Source organism: Streptomyces sp. CNQ329, from assembly GCF_000482585.1.
Map to the genome: position 1 here is coordinate 53,003 of NZ_AXVU01000030.1, position 26,954 is coordinate 79,956.

The 26,954-nt window shown below is 70.8% G+C and carries 14 protein-coding genes, 1 tRNA gene and 2 pseudogenes; 7 read left to right on the forward strand and 10 right to left on the reverse strand.

Features of this window, described 5'->3' with window-relative positions:
- Positions 1-48: 48 nt before the first annotated feature.
- Positions 49-399 carry a hypothetical protein gene (locus I003_RS36985; protein ID WP_486584307.1) on the reverse strand — a complete coding sequence of 117 codons (351 nt, stop codon included), beginning with the start codon at positions 397-399 and terminating at the stop codon, positions 49-51.
- 7 nt (positions 400-406) lie between these two features.
- The gene (locus I003_RS32745) at positions 407-5,014 is read right to left on the reverse strand and encodes a DUF6531 domain-containing protein (protein ID WP_051368355.1); all 4,608 of its coding nucleotides are present in this window, start codon (positions 5,012-5,014) and stop codon (positions 407-409) included.
- Positions 5,015-5,306: 292 nt separating this feature from the next.
- Here I003_RS32745 and I003_RS0120450 point away from each other — a divergent pair, with 292 nt between their 5' ends.
- Positions 5,307-6,536, forward strand: a complete 1,230-nt coding sequence (locus I003_RS0120450) for a hypothetical protein (RefSeq protein WP_486584308.1) — start codon at positions 5,307-5,309, stop codon at positions 6,534-6,536.
- 531 nt (positions 6,537-7,067) lie between these two features.
- Here I003_RS0120450 and I003_RS0120455 read toward each other — a convergent pair.
- A complete protein-coding gene (locus I003_RS0120455) occupies positions 7,068-9,482 on the reverse strand; it encodes a tetratricopeptide repeat protein (protein WP_486584309.1) in 2,415 nt (804 codons plus the stop codon).
- Between the two features lie 220 nt (positions 9,483-9,702).
- Between I003_RS0120455 and I003_RS0120460 the strand changes: the two genes are divergently transcribed.
- Positions 9,703-12,867 carry an AfsR/SARP family transcriptional regulator gene (locus I003_RS0120460; protein WP_486584310.1) on the forward strand — a complete coding sequence of 1,055 codons (3,165 nt, stop codon included), beginning with the start codon at positions 9,703-9,705 and terminating at the stop codon, positions 12,865-12,867.
- A 606-nt stretch (positions 12,868-13,473) separates the two neighbouring features.
- Here the strand turns inward: I003_RS0120460 and I003_RS0120465 are convergent.
- From I003_RS0120465 to I003_RS0120475, 4 genes and pseudogenes are all read right to left on the reverse strand, one after another.
- Positions 13,474-13,546 (reverse strand) — tRNA-Lys (locus I003_RS0120465).
- Positions 13,547-13,751: 205 nt separating this feature from the next.
- Positions 13,752-13,916: pseudogene (locus I003_RS36990) on the reverse strand (hypothetical protein); the annotation flags it as partial.
- A 20-nt stretch (positions 13,917-13,936) separates the two neighbouring features.
- Positions 13,937-15,142: pseudogene (locus I003_RS36505) on the reverse strand (LamG-like jellyroll fold domain-containing protein); the annotation flags it as partial.
- A 124-nt stretch (positions 15,143-15,266) separates the two neighbouring features.
- Positions 15,267-17,501, reverse strand: a complete 2,235-nt coding sequence (locus tag I003_RS0120475) for a DEAD/DEAH box helicase (RefSeq protein ID WP_486584311.1) — start codon at positions 17,499-17,501, stop codon at positions 15,267-15,269.
- A gap of 337 nt (positions 17,502-17,838) precedes the next feature.
- Here I003_RS0120475 and I003_RS0120480 point away from each other — a divergent pair, with 337 nt between their 5' ends.
- Positions 17,839-18,411 carry a hypothetical protein gene (locus tag I003_RS0120480; RefSeq protein ID WP_486584312.1) on the forward strand — a complete coding sequence of 191 codons (573 nt, stop codon included), beginning with the start codon at positions 17,839-17,841 and terminating at the stop codon, positions 18,409-18,411.
- A gap of 234 nt (positions 18,412-18,645) precedes the next feature.
- On the opposite strand, the gene I003_RS0120485 is transcribed toward I003_RS0120480, so the two are convergent.
- Complete coding sequence (locus I003_RS0120485; protein WP_199784328.1) at positions 18,646-18,996, reverse strand: metallopeptidase family protein; 351 nt, start codon at positions 18,994-18,996, stop codon at positions 18,646-18,648.
- Positions 18,997-19,056: 60 nt separating this feature from the next.
- Between I003_RS0120485 and I003_RS0120490 the strand changes: the two genes are divergently transcribed.
- Together I003_RS0120490 and I003_RS0120495 are read left to right on the forward strand one after the other, a co-directional pair.
- Positions 19,057-20,685, forward strand: coding sequence for a metallophosphoesterase family protein (locus I003_RS0120490; RefSeq protein WP_027773218.1), 1,629 nt, complete (start codon positions 19,057-19,059; stop codon positions 20,683-20,685).
- A 104-nt stretch (positions 20,686-20,789) separates the two neighbouring features.
- A complete protein-coding gene (locus tag I003_RS0120495; RefSeq protein ID WP_027773219.1) occupies positions 20,790-23,534 on the forward strand; it encodes an NPCBM/NEW2 domain-containing protein in 2,745 nt (914 codons plus the stop codon).
- 229 nt (positions 23,535-23,763) lie between these two features.
- On the opposite strand, the gene I003_RS0120500 is transcribed toward I003_RS0120495, so the two are convergent.
- Together I003_RS0120500 and I003_RS0120505 are read right to left on the reverse strand one after the other, a co-directional pair.
- Entirely contained in the window at positions 23,764-24,099 is a 336-nt protein-coding gene (locus tag I003_RS0120500; RefSeq protein ID WP_027773220.1) for an AzlD domain-containing protein, read from the reverse strand.
- Positions 24,092-24,808 (reverse strand): AzlC family ABC transporter permease, encoded by a 717-nt coding sequence (locus I003_RS0120505; RefSeq protein WP_037721268.1) that lies wholly within the window; start codon positions 24,806-24,808, stop codon positions 24,092-24,094. The genes I003_RS0120500 and I003_RS0120505 overlap by 8 nt, the downstream gene beginning before the upstream one ends.
- Positions 24,809-24,871: 63 nt before the next feature.
- Here I003_RS0120505 and I003_RS0120510 point away from each other — a divergent pair, with 63 nt between their 5' ends.
- Together I003_RS0120510 and I003_RS0120515 are read left to right on the forward strand one after the other, a co-directional pair.
- A complete protein-coding gene (locus I003_RS0120510; RefSeq protein WP_027773222.1) occupies positions 24,872-25,330 on the forward strand; it encodes an Lrp/AsnC family transcriptional regulator in 459 nt (152 codons plus the stop codon).
- A 248-nt stretch (positions 25,331-25,578) separates the two neighbouring features.
- Positions 25,579-26,829, forward strand: a complete 1,251-nt coding sequence (locus tag I003_RS0120515; protein ID WP_037721288.1) for a glycoside hydrolase family 99 protein — start codon at positions 25,579-25,581, stop codon at positions 26,827-26,829.
- Positions 26,830-26,954 lie beyond the last annotated feature (125 nt).

Sequence of the window (26,954 nt, forward strand, 5' to 3'; positions counted from 1 at the left end):
CCGTACCCGTCGGAGCCGCCGCGGCGGTTCCGGCGTGGCGGCAACCGTTCAGCGGTTCCGTGTGACTTCCTGCGGCAGAACTCCCGCGTCCCACAACTCGTCGAGCCTCGTGAAGAGCGCGTCCATTCCCCCGCCGCGAAGCGCCTCGCGGTCTACCGCGGAAAGCGGTTCCGAGACCTCGAAGCGACCAAGGTCGGGCCCCGTCCAGCCCTTGTAACGCCGGCAGGAGGCGCACCACATGTAGCTGATGAACGAGGGCGTGGCCCGCTGAAAACTCCGATAGGCGTAGGTGCGAACCGCGACATTCCCGCACGCGGGACAGCGCCGCTCCGACTGGTCCTCGAGGAAGTTGGGGCCCTGCAGCAGTTCCCGCTCCTGTTGGTGATCGAAAGGTCGCATCGTTACCTCACTGCCGACCCCGACGGTGGAACTGGTCGAGCATCTGCCTGCCGAAGGCTTCCGCCGCGTCCTCGTCTCCGGGCGTCGCGATGTATCCGGTGCCTCGCCGCGTCTCGAAGAGGCGGTGGTGGTGAATCTCGTGGAAGATTGTACTCACCGCTTCGTCCATGCTCCGAAGGCCTATGTCGGATATTTCGATCAATGGTCGGCCGTTCGGGCCGAGCATCGGGAATCCGTCCGCCGTGTGCGGGCTGTTGCCGAAGGCCGGGCCCAGCGGGCCGTTGATCTCCGGTATGTGGACGATGTCGTAGTCGCTGACGGACATGCCCCGCCGACCGAGCGCCATCCGCACCTGATTGATGCTCACCGGCGGTCCGAGCTGCCCGCCCGGGAGCCCTTGGGAAGGGCCGCGGAAGATGTTCATGACGTCGGGGCGGCAGGGCGCCAGGCCCAGCGGGTCGCAGCGCTGCTCGGGGTTCGCCACGTATGCGGAGGGGTTGGGTCCCGGCAGGAGCCCGAGCGGGTCCACGGAGAGATATCGGGCGGTCTCCGGGTCGTAGTAGCGGTGCACGTTGTAGTGCAGGCCCGTCTCGTGATCGTGGTACTGCCCGGGAAAGCGCAGGGGTGTGTAGGCGTCGCCGCCGACCTGCCAGCTCGTGAGACCCCACAGCGTCCTGCGGGCGCGCCACGCGACGTTCCCCTCCTCGTCGACCAGTTCGGTCGGGGCGCCGATCAGCCCGGTCACGATGGAATAGAAGCGGGCGTCGATCACCTCGTGCGTGGCCTCGTCCGTCAGCAACTCCGTCTGGGAGACCGGACGTACACCGTCGTGCTCCCAGCTCAGCGTGACCGCGGCGGACATTCCGGCGGTGGTGGTCGTCTGCTCGGCGAGGTTGAACCCGTCCCAGGTGAACCGGATCTCCTCCAGCACGGTGGTGCCGTCGGCGGCGTAGCGCAGCTTCGCGATCCGGCGGCCGAACGGGTCGTAGCGGTATCCCCACCTCGTGCCGTCCGGAGTGGTCACAGAGGTCAGCCGGTCTTCGGCGTCCCACTCGTACCGCCAGATGTCGGCCTTGCGCGAGAGGCGGCTGCGGCGTCGCAGCACGACACGGCCGGCCGCGTCGTACTCGTAGTGGCCACCGCCCGCACCCACGAGAGTATTGCCCGCGTAGGTGCGCTCGCCCTGCGCCGCATCCTCCGGCCCGAACGCGGGCCAGGATGCCCGCGCCTGGTTGCCCGCGTCGTCGTAGGCGTACGTCTCGGACCAGTCCTGCGCGCGCACGGCCGTCACGCGACCGGCGGTGTCGAGTTCGTAGCCGACCTCGCCGAGCAGCGGATCGGTCATGCCCGTCAGTTGGTTGTCGGCACCGTAGGCGTAGGACCGGCTGCTCTGCACGGTGCCGTCCGCGGCGGCGATGTGCTGCTCGACGAGACGGCCGGAGGTGTCCCACCGCTGTTCCAGGGAGGCCGCACCGCGCAGGCCGCGTGAGGTCTCCCGGCCCACTGCGTCATGGGAGTACGTCACCGTGTGCCCGGCGGTGCGTACGGCCGCCGGGCGGCCGGCCGCGTCCCACTCATAGGCGGTGACGACCCCCGCGGGGGTGGACCGTTTCACCCGCCGCCCGGCGAGGTCGTACCCGTAGTACATGGTGTGGCCGTCGACGGCCTCCGTGACCACCCTGCCCACGTCATCCCACTGCCAGCGGAGGTCGTACTCCGGGCTCTCGGCGCGGGTCATCCGCCCGAGCGCGTCCCACTCGTACGAGGTCACCTCACCGTCGGCGTTCTTGGCGACGAGGCGCCCCAGCGCGTCGTACGCGTAGGTCACCCGCTGGCCGAGCGGGTTCTCCCGCGCCAGGACGCGGCCGACCGCGTCGTGCTCGTAGGTGACGCGGCGGCCGTCGAAATCGCTCTCGGCGATCAGCCGCCCGGCCACGTCGTACGTGTAGTCCCAGGTGAGGCCCCTCGGATCGACGACACCGACAAGCCTCAACGACGGGTCGTGCACGAATTCGTGGCGCACTCCGTCCGGTCCGCGGCGGGCCGCCAGCAGATCGAAGGGCCCGTAACTGCTCTCGGTGACCCGCCCGCCGCCGTCGACCTGCCGGATGCAGTTGCCCTCCCCGTCGTACGTCCAGCTCTGCTCCGTGCCGTCAGGACGACACACGTGCGCGATCCGCCCCTCGGTGGTCCAGCGCATCCGCGTCGTGGCCGCCTCGGGATCGGTGACCTCGACGACCCGGCCGAAGGCGTCGTAGCTCCGGGCGTGCCGGTTGCCCAGCGGATCGATCAGTTCCTCGACCAGCCCAGCGGCGTTGCAGCGGATCCGGGTGGTGGCGCCGAGCGGGTCGGTGATGGAGGTGAGCCTGCCGTCGCCGTCATGGGTGTAGCGGGTGGTGACACCGGCGGCGTCGGTGGCCGCGACGCAGTTGCCGCGGGCGTCGTACTCCCGGGACCATCCGCTGCCGTCGGGGAAGACGAAGGTCTCGGGCAGCCCTGTTTCACCGTAGGAGAAGCGGGAGACGGCGTGGTCCGGGTAGGTGACCGCGACCGGGCGCCCGGCGTCGTCGTTGGCGAACCGGGTGGTGTGGCCGAGGGCGTCGGTCACCGAGATCACGTGGTGGTGTTCGTCGTATTCGGTGCGGGTGGTGTGGCCGAGGGCATCGATCTCGGCCGTGATCTGGCAGTTGTCGTTGACGACGAAGCGGGAGACGGCCCCGTCGGCGGCGGTGAGGGTGGTGACGGTGGCGTCGGACCAGGCGGGGTCGGTGCCGTCGTAGTCGATCGTGAAGACGAGGTGCCCGGCTTCACCGCCTTCGGCGATGCACCGGTCCCGGGTGTCGTAGGTGTAGTCGTAGCGGTGGCCGTTGCGGTCGGTCCAGGAGGTCACGCGCAGCCGGTGGTCGTAGGTGAAGACCAGCGGCAGGCCGGAGGAGTTGATGTCCTCCGCCAGGTTGCCGTCGGGGTCGTAGGCGAACCGTTTGACGACGGTGTCGGTGCCGTCATCGGCGGCGCTCGCGAGGGCGAGACCGGTGATGCGGCCGAGTTCGGCGTCGGTGGTGAGTTTGAGGTGGTAGCCGCCTGAGTGGCGGATGTCGGTGGGGGCACCGTCGTCGTCGTACGCGAAGTCGATGGTGTGGCCGTTACGGTCCGAGATGCACTCGATCAGACACAGGCCGTCCCGGTCCGGTGCGCTAAACCGGCGGGTGTGGCCGGTGAGCGGATCGGCGACGGTGTATCCGCCGGATTCCAGACGGGTCATGGGCCAGCGCGGCCCATGCTCGGGCAGCACCCCGGCGCCGGGACCGACGGGGTGGGGATAGGCGATGACGCGACCGTCCTCGGTGACGAAGACCACCCCCCGCTCGTCGGTCTCCAGCCGCTGGTCGACGGTCGAGGCCCAGGTGGGGCCGAACCACCAGCCCGCCCGGTAGGCCGACCCCAGCCGCCGGGAGAAGACCAGAGGCAAGATCCCCGGCAGTTCGATGTCGGTCTGCGGCAGATACATCTGCCCGGTGGCCAGGTCCACGGGGTCGGTGAACTTCGAGACCACACTCTTGAGCCGGTTCAACGCCCCCTGGGCGGCGTCGTCGAGCATGCCCCGGCCGCTCTTGGCGAGACCGAGAACAGCGGCCTTCATGCCCTTCAGGCTCTTCATCGCCTTCAGCCCGCCCTTGAGGCCCTTGGCGAGCCCGCCGAGGGTGGTCAGGCCCTTCATGCCGGGGATGCAGTCGAGCGCGGCGAAGGCCACGTCCCAGAGGGAGGCTTCGCCGTTCATGTACTTCATCAGGGTGTCGGCCAGCACCACCAGGGCGGCGGCCAGCACGACCCAGGCCAGCGGTCCGCCGATGATCAGGACGACGATCCCCAGCACCGCGACGATGACCTTGCAGACGTTGACGATGGTGTCCCAGTTGTCCTTGACCCAGTCGACCGCCTTCTCCCACCACTTCCGGTTCTGAATACCGGCGTCCGACGCCTCCTCCAGCTTGTCCTTCGCCTCGGACGCGGCATCCTCACGCATCTTCTTGGCGTCCGCGGCCATCTTCTTGGCCGCCTCAAGACCGGACTCGGCGTTGTCGACGGCCCGCTGGGCACTGGACTGAGCGGACTTGGCGTCGGTGGCGTTACGGGTGGCAGCGCGGACCTCAGCCTCGTCGGGCTTGTCCTTGCCCTCCTTCTCGTCGTACTCCTCCGTCTTCTTCGTCGCCCGCTCCACCCAGGAATCGGCGGAGTCGCGCCGCCCGTTGGCCGCGGTCAGATCACTCCGCGCCTCCCGCCCCTTCGCCAGCGCCTTGTCCGCCAAGGACTGGGCGCGCTCCAGCTTCGGCCAGTACGCCGCCAGCGCTTCCCCCGCAAGGTCATACGAACGCTGAAGCTTCTTCAGATTCTTGGGAACTTCCTCGAACTCGTCCTGGAACGCCTTCGCCGTCTTCCCCGCCCACCGCAGCAGCGCGTCCTCACCGGCCATCCCCTTGATCTGGCGCAGCGCGTCCGCCACATCATCGGCGAAATCATGCAGCTCACGCGCCAACTGCTTGACCCGCTCCGGATCCCCCGGCGTCGGATCGTCATCCAGATCGAGCACGTGCCAGTCCGTCGGACGGTTCCCCACCGGACCCTCCCCCTTCACGCCACCCGGTCGACAACGTCGCACTGAGCCACTGCAGTTGAAGACGATGATGGTGCGCGCACGGTTCCGCTGACGGCCGCGCAGGTCAGCCTGGCCGGGCTCCAGGATGCAGCGCAGGCTCATGGCCTCAGGGGCTCGCCACAAACGACAGGGCCCCCCGGAACGGCAGGAAAACTGCAAGCTTCTTGCATACGGCGAGCCAGACTTCCGTCAAACAGCCCCGGGGACCCTGCTGTAGAAGCAATCGACCAGAACACTTACGGGGGGTTCCGCCGTGTCGGCGTTCAGCAAACAGACAGACCTACCGGAAACCAGAGCCCGCCAGTGGCTCACCCTGGTGGGACGCAAGAGAATACTGGTGATAGTCCACACTGTCGCCTACGGGAAGCGGCTACTCGACATACTGGCGCTGTTCGAGGCCGACTTCCGGATCCAGGTCATCTTCACCGCACCACCGCACGCTTTCGGCGATGAGGTGCCGCGCTTTCTGGAACAGCGGGGAATCGTGGCGCTGTCGTGGGAGGAGGTGACGCGGATGACGTTCGATCTGGCCTTGGCGGCCGGACCCCAGCGCGTGGGCGAGATACGGGCTCCGCTCGTCACCGTCCCGCACGGGGCCAATTACCTCAAGAGGATCTTGGGTGTGGCCGGCCCCAACGTGGCCGGCCTGCGCAAAGCGGACCTCATGCCCGACGGGGCGCCCCTGCCGGCCGCCGTCGTCGTACCGCACCAGGAGGATCTCGACGATCTGGCCGACTCGTGTCCAGAAGCCCTGGACGTGGCCCGCGTCGTCGGAGACCCGGCGCACGATCGGATCCTGGCGAGCCTGCCGCGGCGAGAGGAGTACCGCCGGGCGCTCGGGCTCACGGAGTCGCAGAAGCTGGTCGTCGTCACCTCGACGTGGGGCCCCCGATCGTCTTTCGGCCGGCTGGAGACGCTGCTGCCGCGGCTGATCGGGGAACTGCCGGCCGATCAGTACCGGTCTGCGATGCTGGTGCACCCCAACGTGTGGTCAGGACATGGCGTGTGGCAGGTGCACACCTGGCTGGCGCGATGCTGCCGGGAGGGCATCGGGCTCGTCCCGCCGGTCGCCGACTGGCGGTCCGTCCTGATCTGCGCCGACTGGATCATCGGGGACCACGGGTCTGTGAGCCTGTACGGCACCCTCACCGGGGCGCCGATCCTGCTCGCGAGCTCACCCGAGCAGGAGATCAACCCGGCGTCGCCCGCGGCGCGACTCGCGACGACGGCTCCCGCCCTCGCGCCCACACATTCGCTCATGGACCAACTCGCCTACGCGGCCGCGGAATACCGTCGCGACGAGTACGCCGCCATCGCGGCCCGCATCACGTCGGAACCCGGCCGGTTCAACCGGAACATGCGTAGGGTGATGTACGAGTTACTCAACCTGGGCCAGCCGGCTCACGCGCCCGTAACGCCGGTTCTCCCCCCGCCGCCTCCGCTGGATTCGTGGACAACGGGTGGACGGGAGCAATCCGCATGAGGTCCTTCGTGCAGGTTCAGGTCGTCGATCTCGACGAATTACCACAGGTGAACCCGTGCAGCACAAAGGATCTCCTGGAAGCCTCGCGATCGGTTCCCGAAGAGACGGCGCCGAAGCTGCTGGGCGTCGTCCTGGGCCGACAGTTGGTGTGGGCCTGCACCGGCGCGTGGCGACCATCGCCGGGGTATGGCAAAGGGGACGAGCACTTCGCGGTCGACGTCGACGCGTGCAAGGACCGTCGCTGGCGCGAGTGCGCGGATGTGTTGTACGGAATACGGCCGCTGCCGCTCGATGTGGCACTGGAGAGTCTCGAGTCCGTGGCGACGCAGTACCCGGGCTGTCAACTCGCCGCGGTCCCGGTTGACTCCGGAGGCTGGGCGGTTGCCACGGGCCCGGACCACTACCGGGTCGTGCTGAAGCTGCCTGCGGGTCGCCCTGACCCGGTTCGCGCAGACCGGTCTCTCCTGCCGTCGTGTCTGCACGGTTGGCTGACAGCCGGCCACTCACTGCGCGAACTCCCTTCCGTCGACGTCACTCAGCGGTGGAGCCCGGCTCCGTCGATGCACCGGACGCGTGCAGATCGTCCAGGCACGCCCTGACACGCCTCGCCTCCTGCGGGCTGCGCACCTTGTGCAGCGCGTATGCGCGGGCGTAGAACTCACCTGCGGCGATGACATCGCCGCGCTCACGAGCGCCCTCGCCGAGCATCTCCAGTGTCCTGGCCTGCCAATGGGCCGACCCGGACTCGGTGAAAACCGCGAGGGCCTCCGTGAGTTCTTCCACCCCCTTGTCACCGGCGCCCGCACGGGCGTGAGCGCGCCCGAGAAAAGCAAGGGCTCGTGCCGTGTCGTGTGTGTCCTCGACGGACACCATCACCTCGTACGCCTCGCGGAAGCACTCGACCGCGGTCCTCGCGCGTCCCTCGGCGAGTGCGATCTCGCCGAGAACGATCCGCGCCAGGGCAGTGCCGCGCAAGTATCCGCAGCCCTCCCACAGTTCGATCGCCCGGTTCAGATGCCGTACGGCCTCGTCCCGCCTGCCGGCCTGATGATGGCAGCCACCGAGGCCAAGGAATGCCTGCCCTTCGTCCCGCACATCACCCGCCGCCCGAGCCGCCTCAGCGGAAGCTGCATACCATCTGACGGCCTCATCGGTACGCTCCGCAGCTGCAAGTCCGATGGCCCCGGAGTTGAGCATCTGGCGCTCCGCCTCGGCGTTTCCACTACGCCGTGCGGCGGCGAGGCCGATCTCGTGCGATTCGATCCAGAGATCGTAGTGACGCAGATGCAGGTACAGGGGCCACGACGCATCAACGAGTTGCCATGCCGTCTCGTCCCACCCGTTCTCCACCGCGGCACGCAGCATGGCCATCAGGTCCATGCGCCGGGTGTCCAGCCAGGTGAGCGCCCCGGCCTTGTCGGCGAAGGGGAGCGGGAGCGCGGAGGGAAAGGCGTAGTCCCTGGGCAAGGTGAACTGCGCCGGCGTGAGCAGCTCCTCGGCTGCGGTGGCTGTGGCCAGATACCAGTCGCACACCCGGCGCAGCACCTCTCCCCGTGCGTCCTCCGGCTCGTCCTGCAGCGCCCGTTCACGCGCGTGCAGTCCCACGAGATCGTGGAAACGGCAGATCCCCGGACCCACCTCCTCAAGAAGGCTGGCCTCGATCAACTCATCGAGCGGACGGTCGGCCCGGTCCAGGGACTCCCCGCAACAGGCTGCGACGATCCGGGCGTCGTAGGTACGCACCGGCAGGAGGCCGAGGCGCCGGTACACCGCTGCGCCTTCCTCGGTCAGCTCTGCGTACGAAGCGTTCAGGGCGGTCTCCACGACCGCCTCTCCCCCGACCTCCAAGGTGATGAGGTCGCCCGGCTTGCGAGCGAGAGCTTCGGCCATCACGTGCACGGGTTGCCGGGGCCGCGACGCGAGTCGTGCCGATGCCAGACACACCGCCAGCGGGAGCCCCGCGCATAAAGCGGCCAGGTCACGTGCCGCCTGAGGTTCGCGGGCGACTCGCTCGCCGCCGATTCCGCGGGCGAGCAGTTCGAGGCCCTCGTCCGCGTCGAGGCCCCCGAGGCTGTAGAACCTCGCACCGTCGCCGCCGAGGTGGGTGAGCATGTGGCGGCTGGTCACGACGACGAGCCCGCCCGTTCCTCCCGGCAGCAACGGGCGTACCTGTGCCGCGCTGTGCGCGTTGTCGAGCATGACCATCACCTGTCGGTCCGCGGTGACGGACCTCCAAAGGGAAGCCACCTCGGCCAGTTCGACAGGCACTGATCTGGTGCCGAAGGCACGCAGGAACTGCCCCAGCACTTCTCTCGGCGATGCCGGGCCGCCCACGGTGTGCGCACGCAGGTCCGCGTAGAAATGACCATCCGGGAAGTCCTCCCCCAGTTCCCGCAACCACTTGGTCACCAGGGCCGACTTACCGACCCCTCCCGGCCCGCTGACGACGATGAGTGACTGCCGGCTACCAGTGCCCGTATCGAGGAGGCGGCGCAACGCGGCCAAGTCGTCTTCCCGCCCGGTGAAATGAGCGGGTACGGGCAACAACTGCCGTGGCGGAGGCTCAGGCTGGGCACCTGGATAGTGCACGTGGAGACCACCTTGGATGGCGCGCGCCTGGACCGTGGGGCCGTAAATCCGAGCCTCGCCCCCAATGGCGTTCACCTGGCCGGTCCGGGAGGGCGCGGCCCGGTGGCTCTCCATCCAACGCCACAATCGCGCCTCCATGTCCGGCCGTGCGCGGCTCTCTTCGACCAGTCCCTCGGCCAATGACAGCAGCGCAGCAGGATCGTCGTGCCGCTCTCGGCCATGCTGCCACGACTGAACAGCAGCACTTCCCTCGGCGGATTCCACGTCCGTGAGCGCGATCCATGACCGCCAGGCGTCGTCGGAGGTGTGCTGGTGCGTACTCGCGCGCAGCAGCGCAGCCAGCAGTTCAGCAACCATGACCGCCTGCATAACCCTCCCCGTATCGAGGCCAGTCACTGTGCGCGTGCTGCTGGCTCCCTACCCGAGGCTGTCGCAAAGAACGCCTGGTCACAGCCCTGGTGGTTATTTCCAGCCAGGACTTTACGCTCCCTGGCCACCTCACAGGCTCCGTGCCACGCTGACTCGTACACGTGTCCCCAGCGGGAGGATGCTGGTGGAATTCCATATCTTGGGCCCAGTGGAACTTCTGGTCGGCGAACGACGTGTCGAGCTCGGATCCGACAAAGAACGCTGCCTGCTCGCAGCCCTGGCGCTGGACGTGGGCCGGCCACTCTCCCTCGAGACCCTCGCCGGCCGGATCTGGGACGGCGATCCTCCGGTGCAGGCCCGGAAGAACACGCATACCTATATCTCCCGGATCCGCCGCCACCTTCGCCTGGACGATACCGACCCTCCGCCGCAGATCACGCGCCGAGCCCACACCTATGCTCTTGAGGTCGACCCGGAACTCGTCGACTGGCACCGGTTCAAGTCTCTGACGGCGGAGGCCGGTAAGGCATCCGACCGTGGGGACGACGCCCGATCAGCCTTGCTCCTCACCCGTGCGGCGGCGTTATGGAAGGGCGAGCCGCTGGCGGGGCTCCCGGGCGCGTGGGCGGCGGCAGCGCGAAGCGCCCTGACGGAGAAAGGGCTGGCCGCCACCGGTTCCCGCATCACAGCCGAACTCCGCCTCGGCCGATACGCGGATCTGGTCGGCGAACTGCACGAGTTGGTAGACCGGCATCCGGCTGACGAGACGCTGGCCGGACAGCTCATGCTCGCCTGTTACGGCAGCGGTAGATACCCGGACGCACTCCGTGCCTACCAGAGGATACGTGGGCTGCTACGGGACGAGTTCGGATCGAGTCCTGGAGCCGAGCTGAACCGCCTTCACCAGAACATCCTCGGCCGGATACCGATCGGCGAGATACTCCACGGTGCCCCTGGCGGACGGGAGCTCCCCGGAACCGACCACAAGCGGGGATCCGTCCAGCTGGCGGGACCGACGCCGCCCAGGAACCTGCCCCGGCAGACCCCGCTCGTCGGCCGTGCCGAGGAGATGAGAGCCTTGCGCGCGGCGATCGCCGTCGCCGCTGAGGACGGATCCGTCGTGGCCCTCGAAGCGATATCCGGAATGGCCGGCGTGGGAAAAACGGCGCTAGCCCTCCATGCCGGCCACCGGCTCGCCGAACACTTTCCGGATGGGCAGCTCTACCTCGATCTGCGGGCACACTCCGGATCTGCGGAGCCGCTGAGCACGGAGTCGGCACTCGCCACACTCCTGCGGCTCCTGGGCATAGCCGCCGCACACGTACCCGTCAGCCTCGACGAGCGAATCGCCCTGTGGCGGACGATGCTCACGAAGCGCCGGGTTCTCATCGTTCTGGACGACGTCTCTGACCCCGACCAGGTCAGGCCGCTCCTGCCGGGGGGAACCCCGTCACTGGTCATCGTCACCAGTCGCCGCCACCTGACCGGCCTGCCACACGCCCGCCACATACTGCTCGACGTGCTGCCGCCGGACGACGCGGTCGGGCTCTTCCGTGAGTTCGCGGGTGCGGACCGTACCCGTGACATCGAGGTCGTCGCCCGTATCGTCCGGTACTGCGGATATCTCCCACTCGCCATCGAACTCGTGGCCAACCGCCTTGCCACCCGCCCTTCCTGGACACCGGCCACGCTGAGCGAGCGACTCGCACGCGGCACCAGCCGACTCCGCGAGATCCGCGACGGATACCAGGAGATCGCACGGGCATTTGACTTCTCCTATCAGACGCTCACGGCCGCTCAGCGACGCGCCTTCCGGCATCTGGGTCTCCACCCGGGTCCGGACTTCACGGTGGACGCCGGCGCGGCCCTGCTGGGGCTGCCGGCCGACGACGCCGAGCACCTCATCGATGCGCTGATCGGATGTCATCTGCTCAGAGAGCCGGCTCCCGGGCGTTTCGCGTACCACGATCTTCTCCGCGAGTACGCTCGGACGCTGACGCGCTCCGAGGACGATCAACAAACGTGTGACCAGGCACTGCGGCGCCTGATCTCCTTCACTGTCGCCCAGGCCCGCCACGCGGACGAAATCGCCCACCCGCGACGACTACGCCTGCCCGCACCCGGCCAGGCGGACCCGCGGGAGCAGTGGACTGCTCTGCCCGGCGACGACGCCACAGCCTGGTTCACCGCCGAGCGGGGGAACCTGCTCGCCGTCGAGGAGTACGCCCGTACCCACGGGGCCCCGGACCAGGCCGCCCTCCTGGCTGACGCCCTCAGCAGCTTCCTGACCGAAGGGTGCCATTGGGCCGACGCCGAGATCGTGCATCGCAACGCGGTCGCGTACCTGAGAACCACCGGCGACCGCCTGGCGCTCTGCCAGGCGCTGCTGTCCCTCACCGAAACCAACGCGAGCACGGGTGCGTATCCCGAGGCCATGGAAGCCGGTGAAGAGGCCCTGAACGTCGCGCGCGCCGAAGGCGACCCGATGCGAGAGGTAGAAGCCCTGCGGGCGCTGGGGGTCCTGCAGTGGCACCAGGGTGAGCACCACACAGCCATCGCCCTCAATACCGCCGCATTACGCATAGCAGACAAATCGGGCAATGTGTGGTACAAGGCACGATGCCAGAACAATATCGCCATTGCGCAACTATCCCTGGGGGAGATAGACAGCGCTCGAGATCACTTCCAGCAGGCGATGGCCGGATTCAAGGCGGCGGGAGACACCTGGGGGATTGTGCGATCCCTGAACAATCTCGGTGATTTGCATAAGCGTATCGGTGAGATCGAATCAGCCAGGAGAACCCTGGAGAAATCGCTTTCCCTGGCAGAGTCCGGCGGGAATACATATGTACGCGCCACGGTGCTCACCAATTTAGCTGACATTCTCAGCGAGACAGGTAATGATGATCAATCTCTGGCCATGCACGCACAGGCTGTGCAAGATTTCGGATCGCTTGGTGACCGCAAGTCGCTGGCAAATGCTCTCAACGGGCTTGGAGACGCACACCGAAGGGCCGGATTCAGCGAGGAGGCGGCACACCAGCACCGCAGCGCTTTAGCACTAGCCCGCGGCATCGGCGCCACCCACGAAGAGGTGCACGCGCTCCGCGGCCTGGCACTCACTGAACTCGCCGCGGGCCGCCTGAACGACGCCGGTGACCACCTACAGGAGGCCGTCACCACCGCGCGGCGCACCGATGACCGCGGGGAAGAGGCACGGGCCCTCGCGGCGCTCGCCGACGTCTGCGCCGCGGAGGGGGAGGGCGACGAGGTCCGCCTGGCGCTCGAACGCGCCATCGAGCTCATGCGTCACCTCGACCCGCGCGAAGCGGACAGAATGAGTCAGAGGCTGAGGGAACTTACGCGACACTGAGCGGACCACAGCTTTAGACGTTCACTGTAGATTCTACATTGCACCCAAAGGGGCCAGTCCAGCCCCTCGCCGAATTGGCGTTCTAGGGCGTCGCCACGATAGGGTCTCAGCAACTGCTAGACCATGAAAGGCAACACCACCTCGTGCGTGTATATCTGATGCCCCTCGCAACTCTCGGTATCGCCACCGCAGCCTTTACTGTCGCAATTCAGACAGGTAGTGCACAACCGGCACAGGCAGCCGTCCAGCCAGAATCGGGAGGCGATATCTGCATACCGACATCGACTGAGCGTGTGCAGGCGCTCGACATGTCCGTCAATACCGCATCGACGCGTGCTCATGACTGGGAGCAGGCGATGCTCTCCCTCTGACGCGCCCGGGCTGAGGCGTGGAGTCCCAGTCGTCGCAGCAACCGGGACTCCACGCCTCAGCCCGATCCCCGCGACACTGGAGCCCTCGTCGTAGGACCTCCCCGTTTACGGCGGGGCTGTCACGCAGCGTGACTTCCCCCTGCACTGAGAGCACACGACGAAGCGCCCCGCTCGGCGTAGGCCGCGCAGGGCGCTTCTCTGCTGGTCAACGCCCCCGGGGGCGCTGCCGATCAAGTAGGCCGCGTGGGACTCGAACCCACAACCAACGGATTAAAAGTCCGGTGCTCTGCCAATTGAGCTAGCGGCCCGCCCGGCCAGCATAGCCCGGACCTCGGCGTGCCCCCGAGGGGATATCGACCCGGCGGGTGGGACGCGGCCCCTGCCTGCGGGGGAGGGCCGCGGGTGGGGGTCGGGTCAGAGGTCCAGGTCCGTCCAGGGGGTGCTGATCATGGCCAGGTGCTCGTTGGAGAGCGCTCCGGTGTAGGTGCGGACTTCGTCGACCGCGGCGGTCATGGGGTCGGTCCAGCCGGTGGCGGTGCGGGCGCGGCCGATCTGGAGGCCGGTGGTGGCGGGACAGGTGGCGGAGTCGGGGAGGGGGAGGTCGGCGGCGAGGCTGCCGTCGACGTAGAGGCGGGCCGTGCGGTCGGGGCGTCGTACACCGCGGTGAGGTGGGCCCACTCGCCGGTCGCTGCCGCGCCACCCGTCGCGCGGACCGGGTCTGCGGTCCCGTCCGCGAGCGCCAGGGACCAGCGGCCGTCGTGGACGCCGAGCGCGAACGACGCCGGGACGGCGCCGCCGTCCTGGCTGAGTACGGTCATGCCGTCCCCGGCCGTCGTCTCCGGCCGCGCTGACGCGGCGACGGCGAAGGATCCTGACGGGTCCGCCGCCGCGGTCTGCGCGGTGAGGTAGGCGTCGGGCGTGCCGTCGAGGGCGGCGCCCGTCTCGTACGCGATGCCCTCCGGGCCCGCGGCGCCGAAGGTGACGCCCGCGCCCGCCCTGGCCGGTGTGGTGCCGGCGGGGGCCGCCTCAGCCGCCCCTTCGGGGTCACCGAGCGCCCAACTCGCCACCGGCGCACGGCCGGCACTGACACGGATGGTGTACCGGGTGGGCTCGGAGGTGCTGCCCGCCCTGCTCACGGACTGGGCCTCCACGACGTACACGCCCGACTGCTCGGGCGTCCACGTGACGGTCACGGGCTCGCCGGGGGCGGGGGCGTCGACCGGATGCGGCGGCGAGCCGTTGACGGACCAGCGGTACGTGACCGCCTCCTCTGCCGGTGCGTCGAAGGTGAAGCGGCCCGGGACGCCGACGCCGTCGGTCCAGCCCTCGGGGTCCTCCGGGTAGTCGGGCGAGGAGATCACGGGCGGCACGGGCACGGTCGGGTCATAGACGAACTCGCAGGGACCGGCGCCCCCTTCGGAGCTCCACGGCCCCCACGCGGTGCCGTCCCAGCCCCGCACATGCCACTGCACGGGCGTGTCCTCCGGGATGTCCTGCCGCTCCAGATGCCAGGAGAACCCGGAACCGCTCGCTTTCGCGGTCGTGGTCAGCTCGTGCGTCTGCGGGCCGCCGGACGCGTCCTGCCAGCTCAGCTCGAACTGCGCCGCAACCGCGTCGCCGTCCGGGTCGGACAGGACCGCGCGGAGCGCGGGCGCGCTGTTGAGGTAAGGGCGGTCGGGCCCCGCGACGCAGGGTCTGTACGACGTGCTGAGGTCGGCGGTGGCCGGGCGGTCGGGGGCGGTGGTGGCGGCTGCCGCCGGCGTGAGCGGCGTCGCCACAAGTGCGGCGGACAGCGCCGCGGCGGCTAAGGCAGAACGGACGAGAGCATAAAGGGCCAAGGTTTCCCTCCTGGGTGAGAACCGACGGGATTTCTCCTGGCGGAGGGTTTGGGGCCCTCTAGGCATTGCCCTCGAACAGGCTAACGACCCGCTGTGACATCACGCCCACCCCTTGTCGTCGCCGGTGGTGCCCGGACGCGGGCGGGCCCCCTCCCTGGGGTGGGAGGGGGCCCGGGTGGTGGTGCGGGGGTCAGCCCTTGCGGTTGTTGCGGTCCTGGCGCTTCCAGCGGGGCTTGTCCGCGCGGCGGTCGTCCGAGGTGCGGCGGTCGTGGCCGTACGACGGGCGGGTGTCGCGGCGGTCGCGGCCGGCCGGGCGGTCGCCGCCGAAGCGGGAGCGGTCGGAGTCGCGGCGCTCGTAGGGGCGGCGGTTGTCGCGGTCGTAGGGGCGGGCGGCGCCGCGGTCGTCGCGCCGGGGGTAGGAGCGGGTGCCGCGGTCGTACGGGCGGGAGCCGCGGTCGTCGCGGCGGGTGTCGCGGCGGTCGTACGAGCGGGGCTCACGGCTGCCGTACGAGCGCTCGTCGCGGCGATCCTCCCGGCGGTCGTAAGCACGGTCGTCGCGGCGGTCGTACGAACGGTCGTCGCGGCGGTCGTCCCGCCGGTCGGTCCGGTAGTCCCGGGTCTCGCGGTTGTCCCTGTGGTCGCGGTCGTTGCGGTCGTTGCGGCGGGTGTCGCCCGACCTGTCGAAGGTACGGAAGCGCTGCTCCCGGCGGTCGTGCCGGGCCGCGGTGCGGTTGTACGGGCGGTCGGAACGGTCGCCGCGGTCGCCGCCGTACGAGCGGTCGCCCCGGTCGCCGTACGAGCGGTCGCCGTACGAGCGGTCGCCGTACGAGCGGTCCCCGCGGTCGCCGCCGTATGCCCGGTCGCCGCGGTCCGTGCGGGGCGCGTACGGGCCGTCCTCCCGCCGGGGCTCCGTCGCCGCGTCGGCCTGAACCGCCGGCTCCGCCGGTTCCGGCGTCACGCCCGCGCGCGTCGCCAGCCGCGTCGCCTCCGCGCGCAGCTCCGCCGCGTGCTTGCGGGCCCGCTCCAGTTGGGCCTCCATCTGCGTCACGTCCCGCTCCGCCGCCGTCGCCGCCTGGGCCGCCGATTCGGCCTGCACCTCGTCGATGGACCGGGCGCCCGTGATCCGCGCCACGTCGGGGTCGAACGCGCCGCGCCCGCTGATGATGTGCCGCGAGGCGTCCACCGCCGCGTCCTCCAGCAGGCGGAAGACCGTGCGGCGCTGGTGGGGCAGGGCGAGGGAGACCACGGTGCCGGACTCCCCCGCGCGCGCCGTACGGCCCGCGCGGTGCAGGTAGTCCTTGTGGTCGCCGGCCGGGTCGACGTTCAGCACCAGGTCGATGCCGTCGACGTGGATGCCGCGCGCGGCGACGTCCGTCGCCACCAGCGCGTGCACCCGGCCGTCCTTGAAGTCCGCCAGTGTGTGCGTCCGCGCGCCCTGCGTCATGCCGCCGTGCAGCGCGGCGGCGCGCACGCCGGTCTCGCGGAGCTGGTCGGCGACGCGGTCGGCGCCGAGCTGGGTGCGGACGAAGACGATGGTGCGGCCCTTGCGCGCCGCGATGGCGGCGGTGACGGGCGCCTTGTCGCGCGGCTTCACGACGAAGACGTGGTGCGTCATCGTCGTCACCGCGCCCGCCGACGGGTCCACCTCGTGGCTGACGGGGTCGACGAGGTAGCGCTCGACGAGCGTGCCGACGCCCTTGTCCAGCGTGGCGGAGAACAGCATCCGCTGGCCGCCCGGCGGCACCTGGTCGAGCAGCTCGGTGACCTCGGGCAGGAAGCCCAGGTCGGCCATCTGGTCGGCCTCGTCGAGCACGGCGATCTGCACCCGGTCCAGGGAGCAGGCACCGCGGTCGATGACGTCGCGCAGCCGGCCGGGGGTGGCGACGAGCACGTCGACGCCGCGCTCCAGCGCACCGATCTGGCGGCCCATGGACGTACCGCCGCAGACGACCTTCATCGACAGCCGCAGGACGTCGCCGTACGGCTGGAGCGCGTCGGCGACCTGCATGGCCAGCTCGCGCGTCGGGGTGAGGATGAGGCCGCGGGGGCGCTTGGGGTCGGTGTGGCCGCCGGCGAGGGTCGCGAGCAGCGGCAGGCCGAAGGAGAGGGTCTTGCCGGAGCCGGTACGGCCGCGGCCGAGGACGTCGCGGCCGGCGAGGGCGTCGGGGATGGTGGCGGCCTGGATCGGGAACGGGGTGGTGACGCCGTAGTCCGCGAGCTTGGCCACGACCGCGCGGGGCAGGCCGAGGTCCCCGAACGTCGGCGCGGCGGCCTCCGAGGTCTCGGCGGTCTCCGGGGCCGCGGCGGTCTCCGCGGGCTCGGTGACGTCGGTCACCTCGGTGGTGTCGGTCGCCTCGGTGGTGTCGGTCGCCTCGGGCGTCTCCGCCTCGTCGAGGGCAGGGGCGAGCACAGGGATATCAGACATGAACGAGCTCAAGCCTTCCGCAGTCGTCGGCACGCGCCACGACTCCGCGGCGGATGTACAAGGACCGCCTCTTGCGGTCTGCCACGGCAGGGAAGGGAACGCGCCACACACGGCGCGCTTCGGTGGGGCGCCGGGCAAATGGGATCAAACGATCTACCAGAGTACGCACCAGGTGGGCCGGCTGGCAAATCAGTTTCGCGGGCACGGCTCGCGGGGGGTGGTATCGGAGGGCGCGGGCACCGGGTACGCGCCGGTCGGCGCGCCGCGCGACGCCTCCCGTGTCCTCCGCGGGCGCCGGGGAGTTGAGCCGTACGACGCGTCCTGAAAGGGGCTTCCCATGCCTGAGCCGACAGCCCGTGCCGCCCTGCGGATCTCAGCCGCCACGATGGCGGTGCTGGCGCTCGGCGGGTGCATGACCGTCTCCGGTACGAGCCAGCCCGGCGACCCCGATCCGGGCTCCGGCCGCAGCGGCACCGAGCCCGACGGCGGTGTGCGGGTCAACGACCTGCCGTCCGCCGCGGCCGGCGACAGCGGCACCGGTGAGGCAGGCGGCGCCGGGGGCGCCACCGGCAGGCGGGACGGCGACGGGACGGCCCCCTCCGCCACGGGCCAGCCGGGCGGCGGCGCGGGCGACCCGGCGACGCCGGCCCCCGGCTCGGCGACACCCACGGACGCGGGCGGCACCGGCGGCACCGACGACACCCCGGACCCGCGGCCGTCCACCACCCCGGACCCCCGCCCCCGGCCGACGACCCCGGCACCGACCCCCACGGTTCCCGGTCCGGCACCGACCCCCACCCCCACCCCGACGCCGACCACCACGGACGGCGGCACGGCCGAAGGCGGCAGCGCCGCCGAGGGCTACTCCCCCCACCTCCCCTACGCGGACCGCCGACTCCCCTTCACCTGACCGCCACTGACCCGGCGTCCGGGAGCCGCAGCGCTCCCCGGCGGTCCCTCCGCCGTCCTCCCCCGCTCCGTTCTCCGGCATCGGACCGGCCCGTGACCCGGCGCCCCGGCGGGCCCCGTCATACGCGCGGGGCGTACGCGCATCCGCCCCCGCGCTCCCCGTGAGCCACTGTCACCTGGCCGCCCCGCACCGCGAGTTCCCATCGCCTCTCACGCGCCGGGCGCCCCGGGTCTCTCAGCCGTATCCCAGCGCGTGCAGCCGCTCGTCGTCGATGCCGAAGTGGTGGGCGATCTCGTGGACCACGGTGATCTCCGTCTCCGCCACCACGTCCTCCCGCGACTCGCACATCCGCAGCGTCGGACCTCGGTAGATGGTGATCCGGTCGGGGAGCACGCCCGCGTACCACTCGCCGCGCTCCGTCAGGGGCGTGCCCTCGTAGAGGCCGAGCAGACCCGGGTCGTCCGGCGGCGGCTCGGGTTCGACGAAGACCGCGACGTTGTCCATCAGGCGGGTCAGCTCCGCCGGGATGCGGTCGAGGGCCTGCGCCACCAGTTCCTCGAACTCCTCGTTCGACATGTCCAGCACATGGCCCATTCTGCGGCAGGGCGCCGAATACCGGCGGGCCACTCCGGGCATACGTTGCGAATGGCCCGCGAAGTGCCTTTTGCGGTCTCCCCCGTCCGCGCCATGTTCGAGCGCCTGCGCCGCGCTCCCGCCCGTGTCCGCCGCTTCCCCACCGCTGTCCGCCGACTGGCCCAGCGGGCGCGGGGAGCGCGCGGACGCGGGACGCGTCGTGCACCCGCCGCGCCGGAACTCGGCCGCCGCCCGCACCCCTACCTCCGCGCCCTCGGCCTGTCCGCCGTCACCGTCGTCGGTGCCGCGCTCGGGCTGCTCGTCGTCGGCGGGGTCGAGACCTCCGTCGGGCCCATGGACACCCGGATGGCGCTCACGCCGTCCGTCACCGGCGACACCCGGATCGGCGTCTCCCCTCTCGGCGCCATCGACATGGACAGCCACGACGCGCCTCTGCGCCTCGACGTCGAGGTGGAGCGCCTCGACCCCGACCGCTCCCGCGCGCTCTTCGCGCACCCCGAGGAGTTCTCGGGGCTGGAGGACAGGGTGACCGCCGACATCCGCCGGAGCACCTTCGATCTGGGCGTACGCTCCGGGGTCGCCGCCCTCGTCGGCGCCACGGCGCTGGGGCTCGCCGTCTACCGCACGCCGCGCCGCGCGCTGGCCGCCGGCGGGCTGGCGCTCGCGCTGCTCGCCGCCTCCGGCGCCGCCGCGTTCGCGACGTGGAACCCCAAGTCCGTGCTGGAGCCGAAGTTCTCCGGGCTGCTGACCAGCGCGCCCAGCGTCATCGGCGACGCGCGCAGCATCGTCACCGAGTTCGACGTGTACCAGCAGGAGCTGGCCCGTCTGGTCACCAACGTCAGCAAGCTGTACGACGCCGCCTCCACGCTGCCCGCGTACCGGCCCGACCCCTCCACGGTCCGCTTCCTGCACGTCTCCGACATGCATCTCAACCCCGCCGCCTGGGGCATCATCCGCTCCCTCGTCGAGCAGTACGAGCTGGATGCGGTCATCGACACCGGGGACACGATGGACCACGGCTCGGAGGCCGAGAACGTCTACCTCGACCCGATCGCCACCCTCGGCGTCCCGTACGTGTGGGTCCGCGGCAACCACGACTCGCTCGCCACCCAGGCCGCCGTCGAGCGCCAGAAGAACGCGCGGGTCGTCGACGACGGCGAGTCGGTGGTCGTGGCGGGCGTACGGATCGCGGGCATCGGCGATCCGCAGTTCACCCCGGACCGCTCCGTCGCCGCCGCCGGGGACCCCGCGGAGGAAGCGGCCGGCGAGCGGCTGGCCGCGGCGCTCACCGGGCTGCGGGACCGGGGCCGGCCGGCGGATCTGGCCATCGCCCACAACCCCGTGGTGCTGGAACAGGTCGACGGCCTCGTACCGCTGGCGCTCGCCGGCCACCGCCACCATCGCAAGCAGCACCATCTGCCGGAGGGCACGCGGCTGATGGTCGAGGGCTCCGCGGGCGGCGGCGGACTGCGCGCGGTGGAGAACGACGCGCCGGAGAAGGTGAGCGCGTCCGTGCTCTATCTCGACCGGAGTACGCGCACGCTGCAGGCATGGGACGAGATCACGCTCGGCGGGCTGGGGCTGACGTCGGCGGAGGTCAGCCGCCATCTGGTCGAGGAGAACCGGCCGGGTGGGGCCGAAGGGACGGAGCCGGCGCGCGCTCCCGGCGAGGACTCTTGACAGCCCTCCGTCACAAGAATTAACTCAACCAGACGCGAACCAACAGAGTGCAACACGTCAGTTCATCCGGTTCCTCCTGCTCATCCGATGTGTAAGGAGCCCCTGTGCCCCTCCTCGGCCCGCTGGGACGGCGGCCGGCCGGCACCATGCTGACCGCGTTCACCGTCCTGGCCACCGCCTGGCTGTCGCCCGCCGCGGCGACGCCCGTCACCGGCTCGACCACCGACGATGCCATCACCTCCGATGTCTGGACCGTGGCGGCACCACAGAACAACAAGGATCAACTCGCCGCCGACGTCGTACGTGACGACTCCACCGGCGCCCTGACCCTGACCGTCCGCCGCGGCGCGGCCGAGGTCCTGCCCGACTCCCCGCTCGGCCTGCGCACCCGGGACGCCGACCTGACCCGCGGGCTCGAACTCCTCGGACGCGACGACAGCCGCGTCCACGAGCGCTACGAGATGACCACCGGCAAGCAGCGCCGCATCGACTCCCCGATGACGGAGTCCCGCTTCGCGCTGCGCGGCGAGGGCGGCATCCGCATGGACCTCGTCGTCCGCGCCGCCCGCGACGGCGTCGCGTTCCGCTACGAACTGCCGGACTCCCAGGGCACGGTCGTCACCGGCGAGGCCAGCGGCTACCGCCTGCCCGCAGATGCGCCCGCCTGGCTGCTGCCGCACACCTCCTGGTACGAGGAGGTACGCAGCGAGACCACCGCCGGCGGCGCGCCCGCCGACGACTACGGCTACCCCGCGCTCTTCGAGGTCGCCGCCGACGACTACGTGCTCCTCACCGAGTCCGGCATGGACTCCGCGTATCCCGGCAGCAAGCTCGCGCACGCCGAGGGCAGCGGCGCGTACGACGTCGCGCTCGCCGAGGCGGAGGTGGTCTCGCCCGGCGACCTGGCCACTCCGTGGCGTACCGCGATCGTCGGGGACCTGGCGACCGTCACCGAGTCGACGCTGGTCAGCGACCTCGCGCCGGACGCCGAGTTCGACGACACCTCCTGGATCCGCCCCGGCACCGTCTCCTGGTCGTGGCTCGTCGAGCACGACAGCCCGCGGGACTTCGAGCGGCAGAAGGACTACGTCGACTACGCCGCCGCCCACGGCTGGGAGTACACGCTCGTCGACGAGGGCTGGAGCCGCGAGTGGGTGCCGGAGCTGGTGCGGTACGCGCGCACCAAGGGCGTCGACATCCTGCTGTGGTTCCGCTGGTGGGAGGTGGACACGCCGCAGAAGATGGCCACCGTCTTCGGCGAGCTGAACGACTGGGGCGTCAAGGGCGTCAAGGTCGACTTCATGAACACCGGTGACGGCGAGCCGGAGGGCGTCGGCAGGCACGCCTGGTACGAGGACGTGCTCGCGGCCACCGCCGAGCACAAGCTGCTCGTCAACTTCCACGGCGCGACGCTGCCGAAGGGCCTCCAGCGCACCTGGCCGCACCTGATGACCTACGAGGCGGTGCGCGGGCACGAGTACTACTCCTTCGACCAGCCGCTCACGCCCACGTACAACACGATGCTGCCGTTCACCCGGAACGTCGTCGGCTCCGCCGACGTCACGCCGGGCACCTTCTCCATGACCAACCGGACGCACAGCGACGCCCACGAGCTGGCGCTGCCCGTCGTGTACGAGTCCGGTCTGCAGCACCCCGCGGACAGCCCGGAGACGTACGCGGAGCTGCCCGAGGCCGCGCGCGTGCTCGACCAACTGCCCACGGTGTGGGACGAGACCCGCTACCTCGGCGGGCGGCCCGGCGACGACGCGGTGCTGGCGCGGCGCGCCGGCGACCGGTGGTTCGTCGGCGGCATCCACGCGGGCGCGGCCGGCACCGCCGAGGTGGACCTCGGCCGGCTCGGTGCCGACGACGGCGACCGGCTGCTCGTGGAGCTGGTCACGGACGGCGCCGACGGGCTGGCCCGCGAGACCCGCACGGTCGGCGGCGACGCGCGGCTGACGGTGCCGGTGGCGGAGAACGGCGGGTTCGTGGCGCTGGTGTGCGCCGCCGAGCGCGGCCGTACGACGTGCGACGAGCCGGTGCGTACGACGCCGGCGACCGCGCTCGCGATCACCCCGGAGACGGCGACCGCGAAGCCCGGCGACGAGATCGAGGTCACCGGCCGCTTCGCCGCCTCCGGCGGGGAGTCCGCGACGCTGCGGCAGGTCACCCTCGGCGCCCGGCCGCGGGCCGGCTGGACGGCGGCGGGCGAGGACGTGGCATCGCCGGCGCTGCGGCCGGGGCAGGCGCTGTCGGCGGAGTGGACGGTGACGGTGCCGGAGTCGGCGGAGCCGGGGTACGTGGACGTGCCCGTCGTCGCGGAGTACCGCGCGCCGGACGCCGGGCCCGCCGAGCCCCGGGTGCACGTCGAGCAGGCCGTACGGGTGCTGGTCGCGCCGCCGGTGCCGCAGGGCGAAGCGCACGTGGGTGACCTGCACCTGCTCACGGCGACGAACGGCTGGGGCCCGGTCGAGGTCGACACCAGCGTCGGCGACGACGGCGCGGGCGACGGCGCGCCGCTGACCATCGGCGGCACGGCGTACGACAAGGGAATCGGCGCCCACGCGCCGTCCCGCGTGACGGTCTACCTCGGCGGCGCGTGCACCTCGTTCGCCGCGCAGGTGGGCGTCGACGACGAGGTCGGGGATCGCGGCTCGGTGAGCTTCCGGGTCCTCGGCGACGACACGGAGCTGGCGACGACCGGCACTCTGAGCGGCACGGACGCCGCGCAGCCGGTGACGGCGGACGTGACCGGCGTGGACCTCCTCACCCTGGAGGTGGCGGACGGAGGCGACGGCACCAGTTACGACCACGCGGACTGGGCCGACGCGAAGGTCACCTGCGGCTGAGCCAGGGGCCCGGCGGCGCGCGCCTCGCGCCCGCCGCCGGGGCCCGGCCCGGACGCCCGGCACAGACGCCCGGCCCGTGCCTTCCGGAGCTGCCGCCCGGACATGGCCGCGAGCCTCTTCCCCGGCTTTCGAGTCCCGCCTTTCTCTCCACGCGATTCAGAAGAATCCCACTTCTTCTCGTGCACATCACAGGTGAGTGGAGCAATACGGGCGCAGACGTCGGAGGGCTTCAGAACACCGCGCTGGCGAGCGCCACATGCACCGCCGTGCCGCCGACTATCGACAGCAGGACGTTGCGCCGCCACAGGTGGACCGCCACGGTGGCGGCCAGCGCAAGCAGCGTCGGCCACGCCGCCCCCGCGTCGCGCGGTGTGAGGTGGCGCAGGGTGTAGGCGGCGAGGATCACCATCACGCCCGCCGGCATCGCCGCGCCGAGGTACGCCACGAGCGGGCTGGACCGCAGCGGCGCCAGCGCGGCGAACGGCAGCGCGCGCAGCGCCCAGGTCACGGCGACGGCGACCGCGACGGCGGCGAGCAGGTAGCCGGCCGCGGGGGTGTCAGGCACGTGCGCCCGCCTCCCTTCTGCGTACGACGGCGTAGCGGGCCAGGAGCGCCGCGGCGAACAGCGCGAAGGCGGCGAAGAGTTGCCCGCCCGGCACCGCGAGCCGCGCGGCAAGTGCGCAGCCCAGCGCCAGCGCGGGCACGGCGGCTCCGGGCCGGTCGCGGAGCGCGTCGAGGGCCAGCACGGTGAAGAGGGCGGTGACGGCGAAGTCCAGGCCCTCGACGCCGGCGGGGACGGCGGCGCCCAGCAGCGCGCCGGCCGTCGCGCCGCCGGCCCAGTACAGGTGGATGAAGACCTGGAGCCACAGCAGGCGCCGCCCGGGGTACGACTGCGCCGCGGGGTGCGCGGTGACGGCGTACGCCTCGTCGGAGAGCGCGAAGGTGCTGTACGCCCTGGCCGCGCGGCCCCGGACGCGGTGCAGCGGGAAGGACAGGGCGTAGAAGACGTGCCGGAAGTTGACGGTGAACGCCGTCAGCGCGATCTGCCCGAGCGGCGCCGCGGCCAGCACCAGGCCGAGGAGGAGGAACTCCAGCGAACCGGCGTAGATCAGGCCCGAGAAGACGCTCGCCCACCACCAGTCCAGCCCTGAGTGGACGACGAGGACGCCGAACGCCACGCCCATGGGAAAGGCGCCGAGCCCGACCGGTCCCGAGTCGGCGAGCGCCCGGGACAGGTCGGAGCGCAGCCGGTCGCCCGCGTGCCCCGTCACCATGGGTGCGATTCTAGAAAGATCCGCGGCTCATATGGTTGCGAATCGTGACCCTAAACTGTCGACATGAGCAATGAAGTGAAACTGGATGAGCTCGATCGTGAAATTCTGCGTCAGCTCCGGGAGGACGGGCGGCTGACGAACGTCGAGCTGGCCCGCCGCGTCGGCCTGACGCCGCCACCCTGCCTGCGGCGGGTGAAGCGGCTGGAGGAGGCCGGGATCATCACCGGCTACCGGGCGCGGGTCAACGAGGAGGCGGCCGGGCGGGGCCTCGAAGTGATCGTCTCCATCGAGGTGTCGGTGAGCGATCTCGACACCCTCGCGGGGCTGGAGGCGACGATCAGCGCGTACGAGGAGGTGGTGGAGTTCCGGCGGGTCTTCGGCACGCCGGACTACTTCCTGCGGGTGCTGGTCGCGGACTACGCGGCGTACGAGCAGTTCCAGACCGGCAGGATCATCGGCATCCCGGGGGTGGCCCGGGTCATCTCGCAACCCACCATGAAGAAGATCAAGGTGGTGGACTGAGCCCGGCCGGCCGCGGGCGCCGTTCCGGGGCAATCCCCGCGCGCCCTCATGCGTCAATTAAATGGCCTGACATATACATGAGTTGAGAAATCGAATTCCATTGGTCGGATCTCTTGCTCCGTGACGGACGCCCGACTACGTTACGGCTCGCGTCCCTTGGCGCGGCGCCTTTCACCGCCGCCGGGAATTCCCCCACCGCAGACCCGAACGTGAGGAAACCCCTCGTGACGATCTCCAGACGCAAGCTCATGATTTCCGGTGCCGCCGCCTCCGCCACGGCTGCCGCGGGCGGCGTGCTCTCCACCCGCCTCGCCGGCGCCGCCGAGGAGCCCGCGGCGGGCTCGCGGCCGGCCGCGAGCCCCGTCGGCGACGTGGTCGGCAAGGTCACCGTCGGCTACCAGGGCTGGTTCGCCTGCCCCGGCGACGGCGCGCCCATCAACGGGTGGTGGCACTGGAGCCGCGACATGAGCCGGCCGCCGTCCCCGGACAACACGACCATCCTGTCCTGGCCGGACATGCGGGAGTACGAGAACTCCTACCCGACCGCCTACCAGGACCTGAACGGCGGCGGCCAGGCCGCCCTCTTCTCCTCCTGGGACGACCAGACGGTCGACACGCACTTCCGCTGGATGGCCGAGAACGGCTGCGACACCGCCGCCCTCCAGCGCTTCAACCCCTTCGGCGGCGAGGGCGCCACCCGCGACGGCATGGCCCGGAAGGTGCGCGCGGCGGCCGAGAAGCACGGCCGGAAGTTCTACCTCATGTACGACGTCACCTCCTGGACGCAGATGCAGTCGCAGATCAAGGAGGACTGGACGACGAAGATGAGCGCGTACACGTCGTCCGGCGCGTACGCCGTGCAGAACGGCAAGCCGGTCGTGTGCATCTGGGGCTTCGGTTTCAACGACGACGGCCGCCCCTTCGAGCCCGGACCCTGCCTCGACGTCGTCAACTGGTTCAAGAACCAGGGCTGTTACGTCATCGGCGGCGTGCCCACGCACTGGCGCACCGGCCAGTCCGACTCCCGCCCCGGCTTCCTCGACGTCTACCACGCCTTCCACATGATCTCGCCGTGGATGGTCGGGCGGATCTCCGACGTCGGCGGTGCCGACCACTTCTACGCCAACGTCAACGGCCCGGACAAGGCCGACTGCGACGCGCACGGCATCGACTACCAGCCCTGCGTCATCCCCGGCGACCTGCAAAGCGGCCACCGCGCACACGGTGACCTGATGTGGCGCCAGTTCTACAACCAGTGCCGGGTGGGTGTCGCCGGCTTCTACATCTCGATGTTCGACGAGTACAACGAGGCCAACCAGATCGCCAAGACCGCCGAGAACGCGGCCCAGGTACCGTCCGGCTCCGGCATCCGCGCGCTCGACGAGGACGGCACCTCGTGCTCTTCGGACTACTACCTGCGGCTGACCGCCGACGGCGGCCGGATGCTCAAGGGCGAACTCGCCCTCACCCCGGACCGGCCCACGCCGCCACAGCTCTGACGCGCCCCGCCGGACCCGCCCGCACCGCCCCCGCGGGCGGGTCCGGCGGGCGCCCCTGCCCACGCACCACGCCCGCGTGTCCCGTCGGCGCGGCCATGTGGCGCTGGAAGCCGTGCAGGACCGGC

What these genes read in the sequence shown, in the direction of transcription:
- I003_RS0120490 (WP_027773218.1), top strand. Translation starts at nt 19,057, where the DNA reads ATGGCCCGCGAAGTGCCTTTTGCGGTCTCCCCCGTCCGCGCCATGTTC.
- I003_RS0120510 (WP_027773222.1), top strand. Translation starts at nt 24,872, where the DNA reads ATGAGCAATGAAGTGAAACTGGATGAGCTCGATCGTGAAATTCTGCGT.
- I003_RS0120480 (WP_486584312.1), top strand. Translation starts at nt 17,839, where the DNA reads ATGCCTGAGCCGACAGCCCGTGCCGCCCTGCGGATCTCAGCCGCCACG.
- I003_RS0120505 (WP_037721268.1), bottom strand. Translation starts at nt 24,808, where the DNA reads ATGGTGACGGGGCACGCGGGCGACCGGCTGCGCTCCGACCTGTCCCGG.
- I003_RS0120515 (WP_037721288.1), top strand. Translation starts at nt 25,579, where the DNA reads ATGATTTCCGGTGCCGCCGCCTCCGCCACGGCTGCCGCGGGCGGCGTG.
- I003_RS0120475 (WP_486584311.1), bottom strand. Translation starts at nt 17,501, where the DNA reads ATGTCTGATATCCCTGTGCTCGCCCCTGCCCTCGACGAGGCGGAGACG.
- I003_RS36985 (WP_486584307.1), bottom strand. Translation starts at nt 399, where the DNA reads ATGCGACCTTTCGATCACCAACAGGAGCGGGAACTGCTGCAGGGCCCC.
- I003_RS0120455 (WP_486584309.1), bottom strand. Translation starts at nt 9,482, where the DNA reads ATGGTTGCTGAACTGCTGGCTGCGCTGCTGCGCGCGAGTACGCACCAG.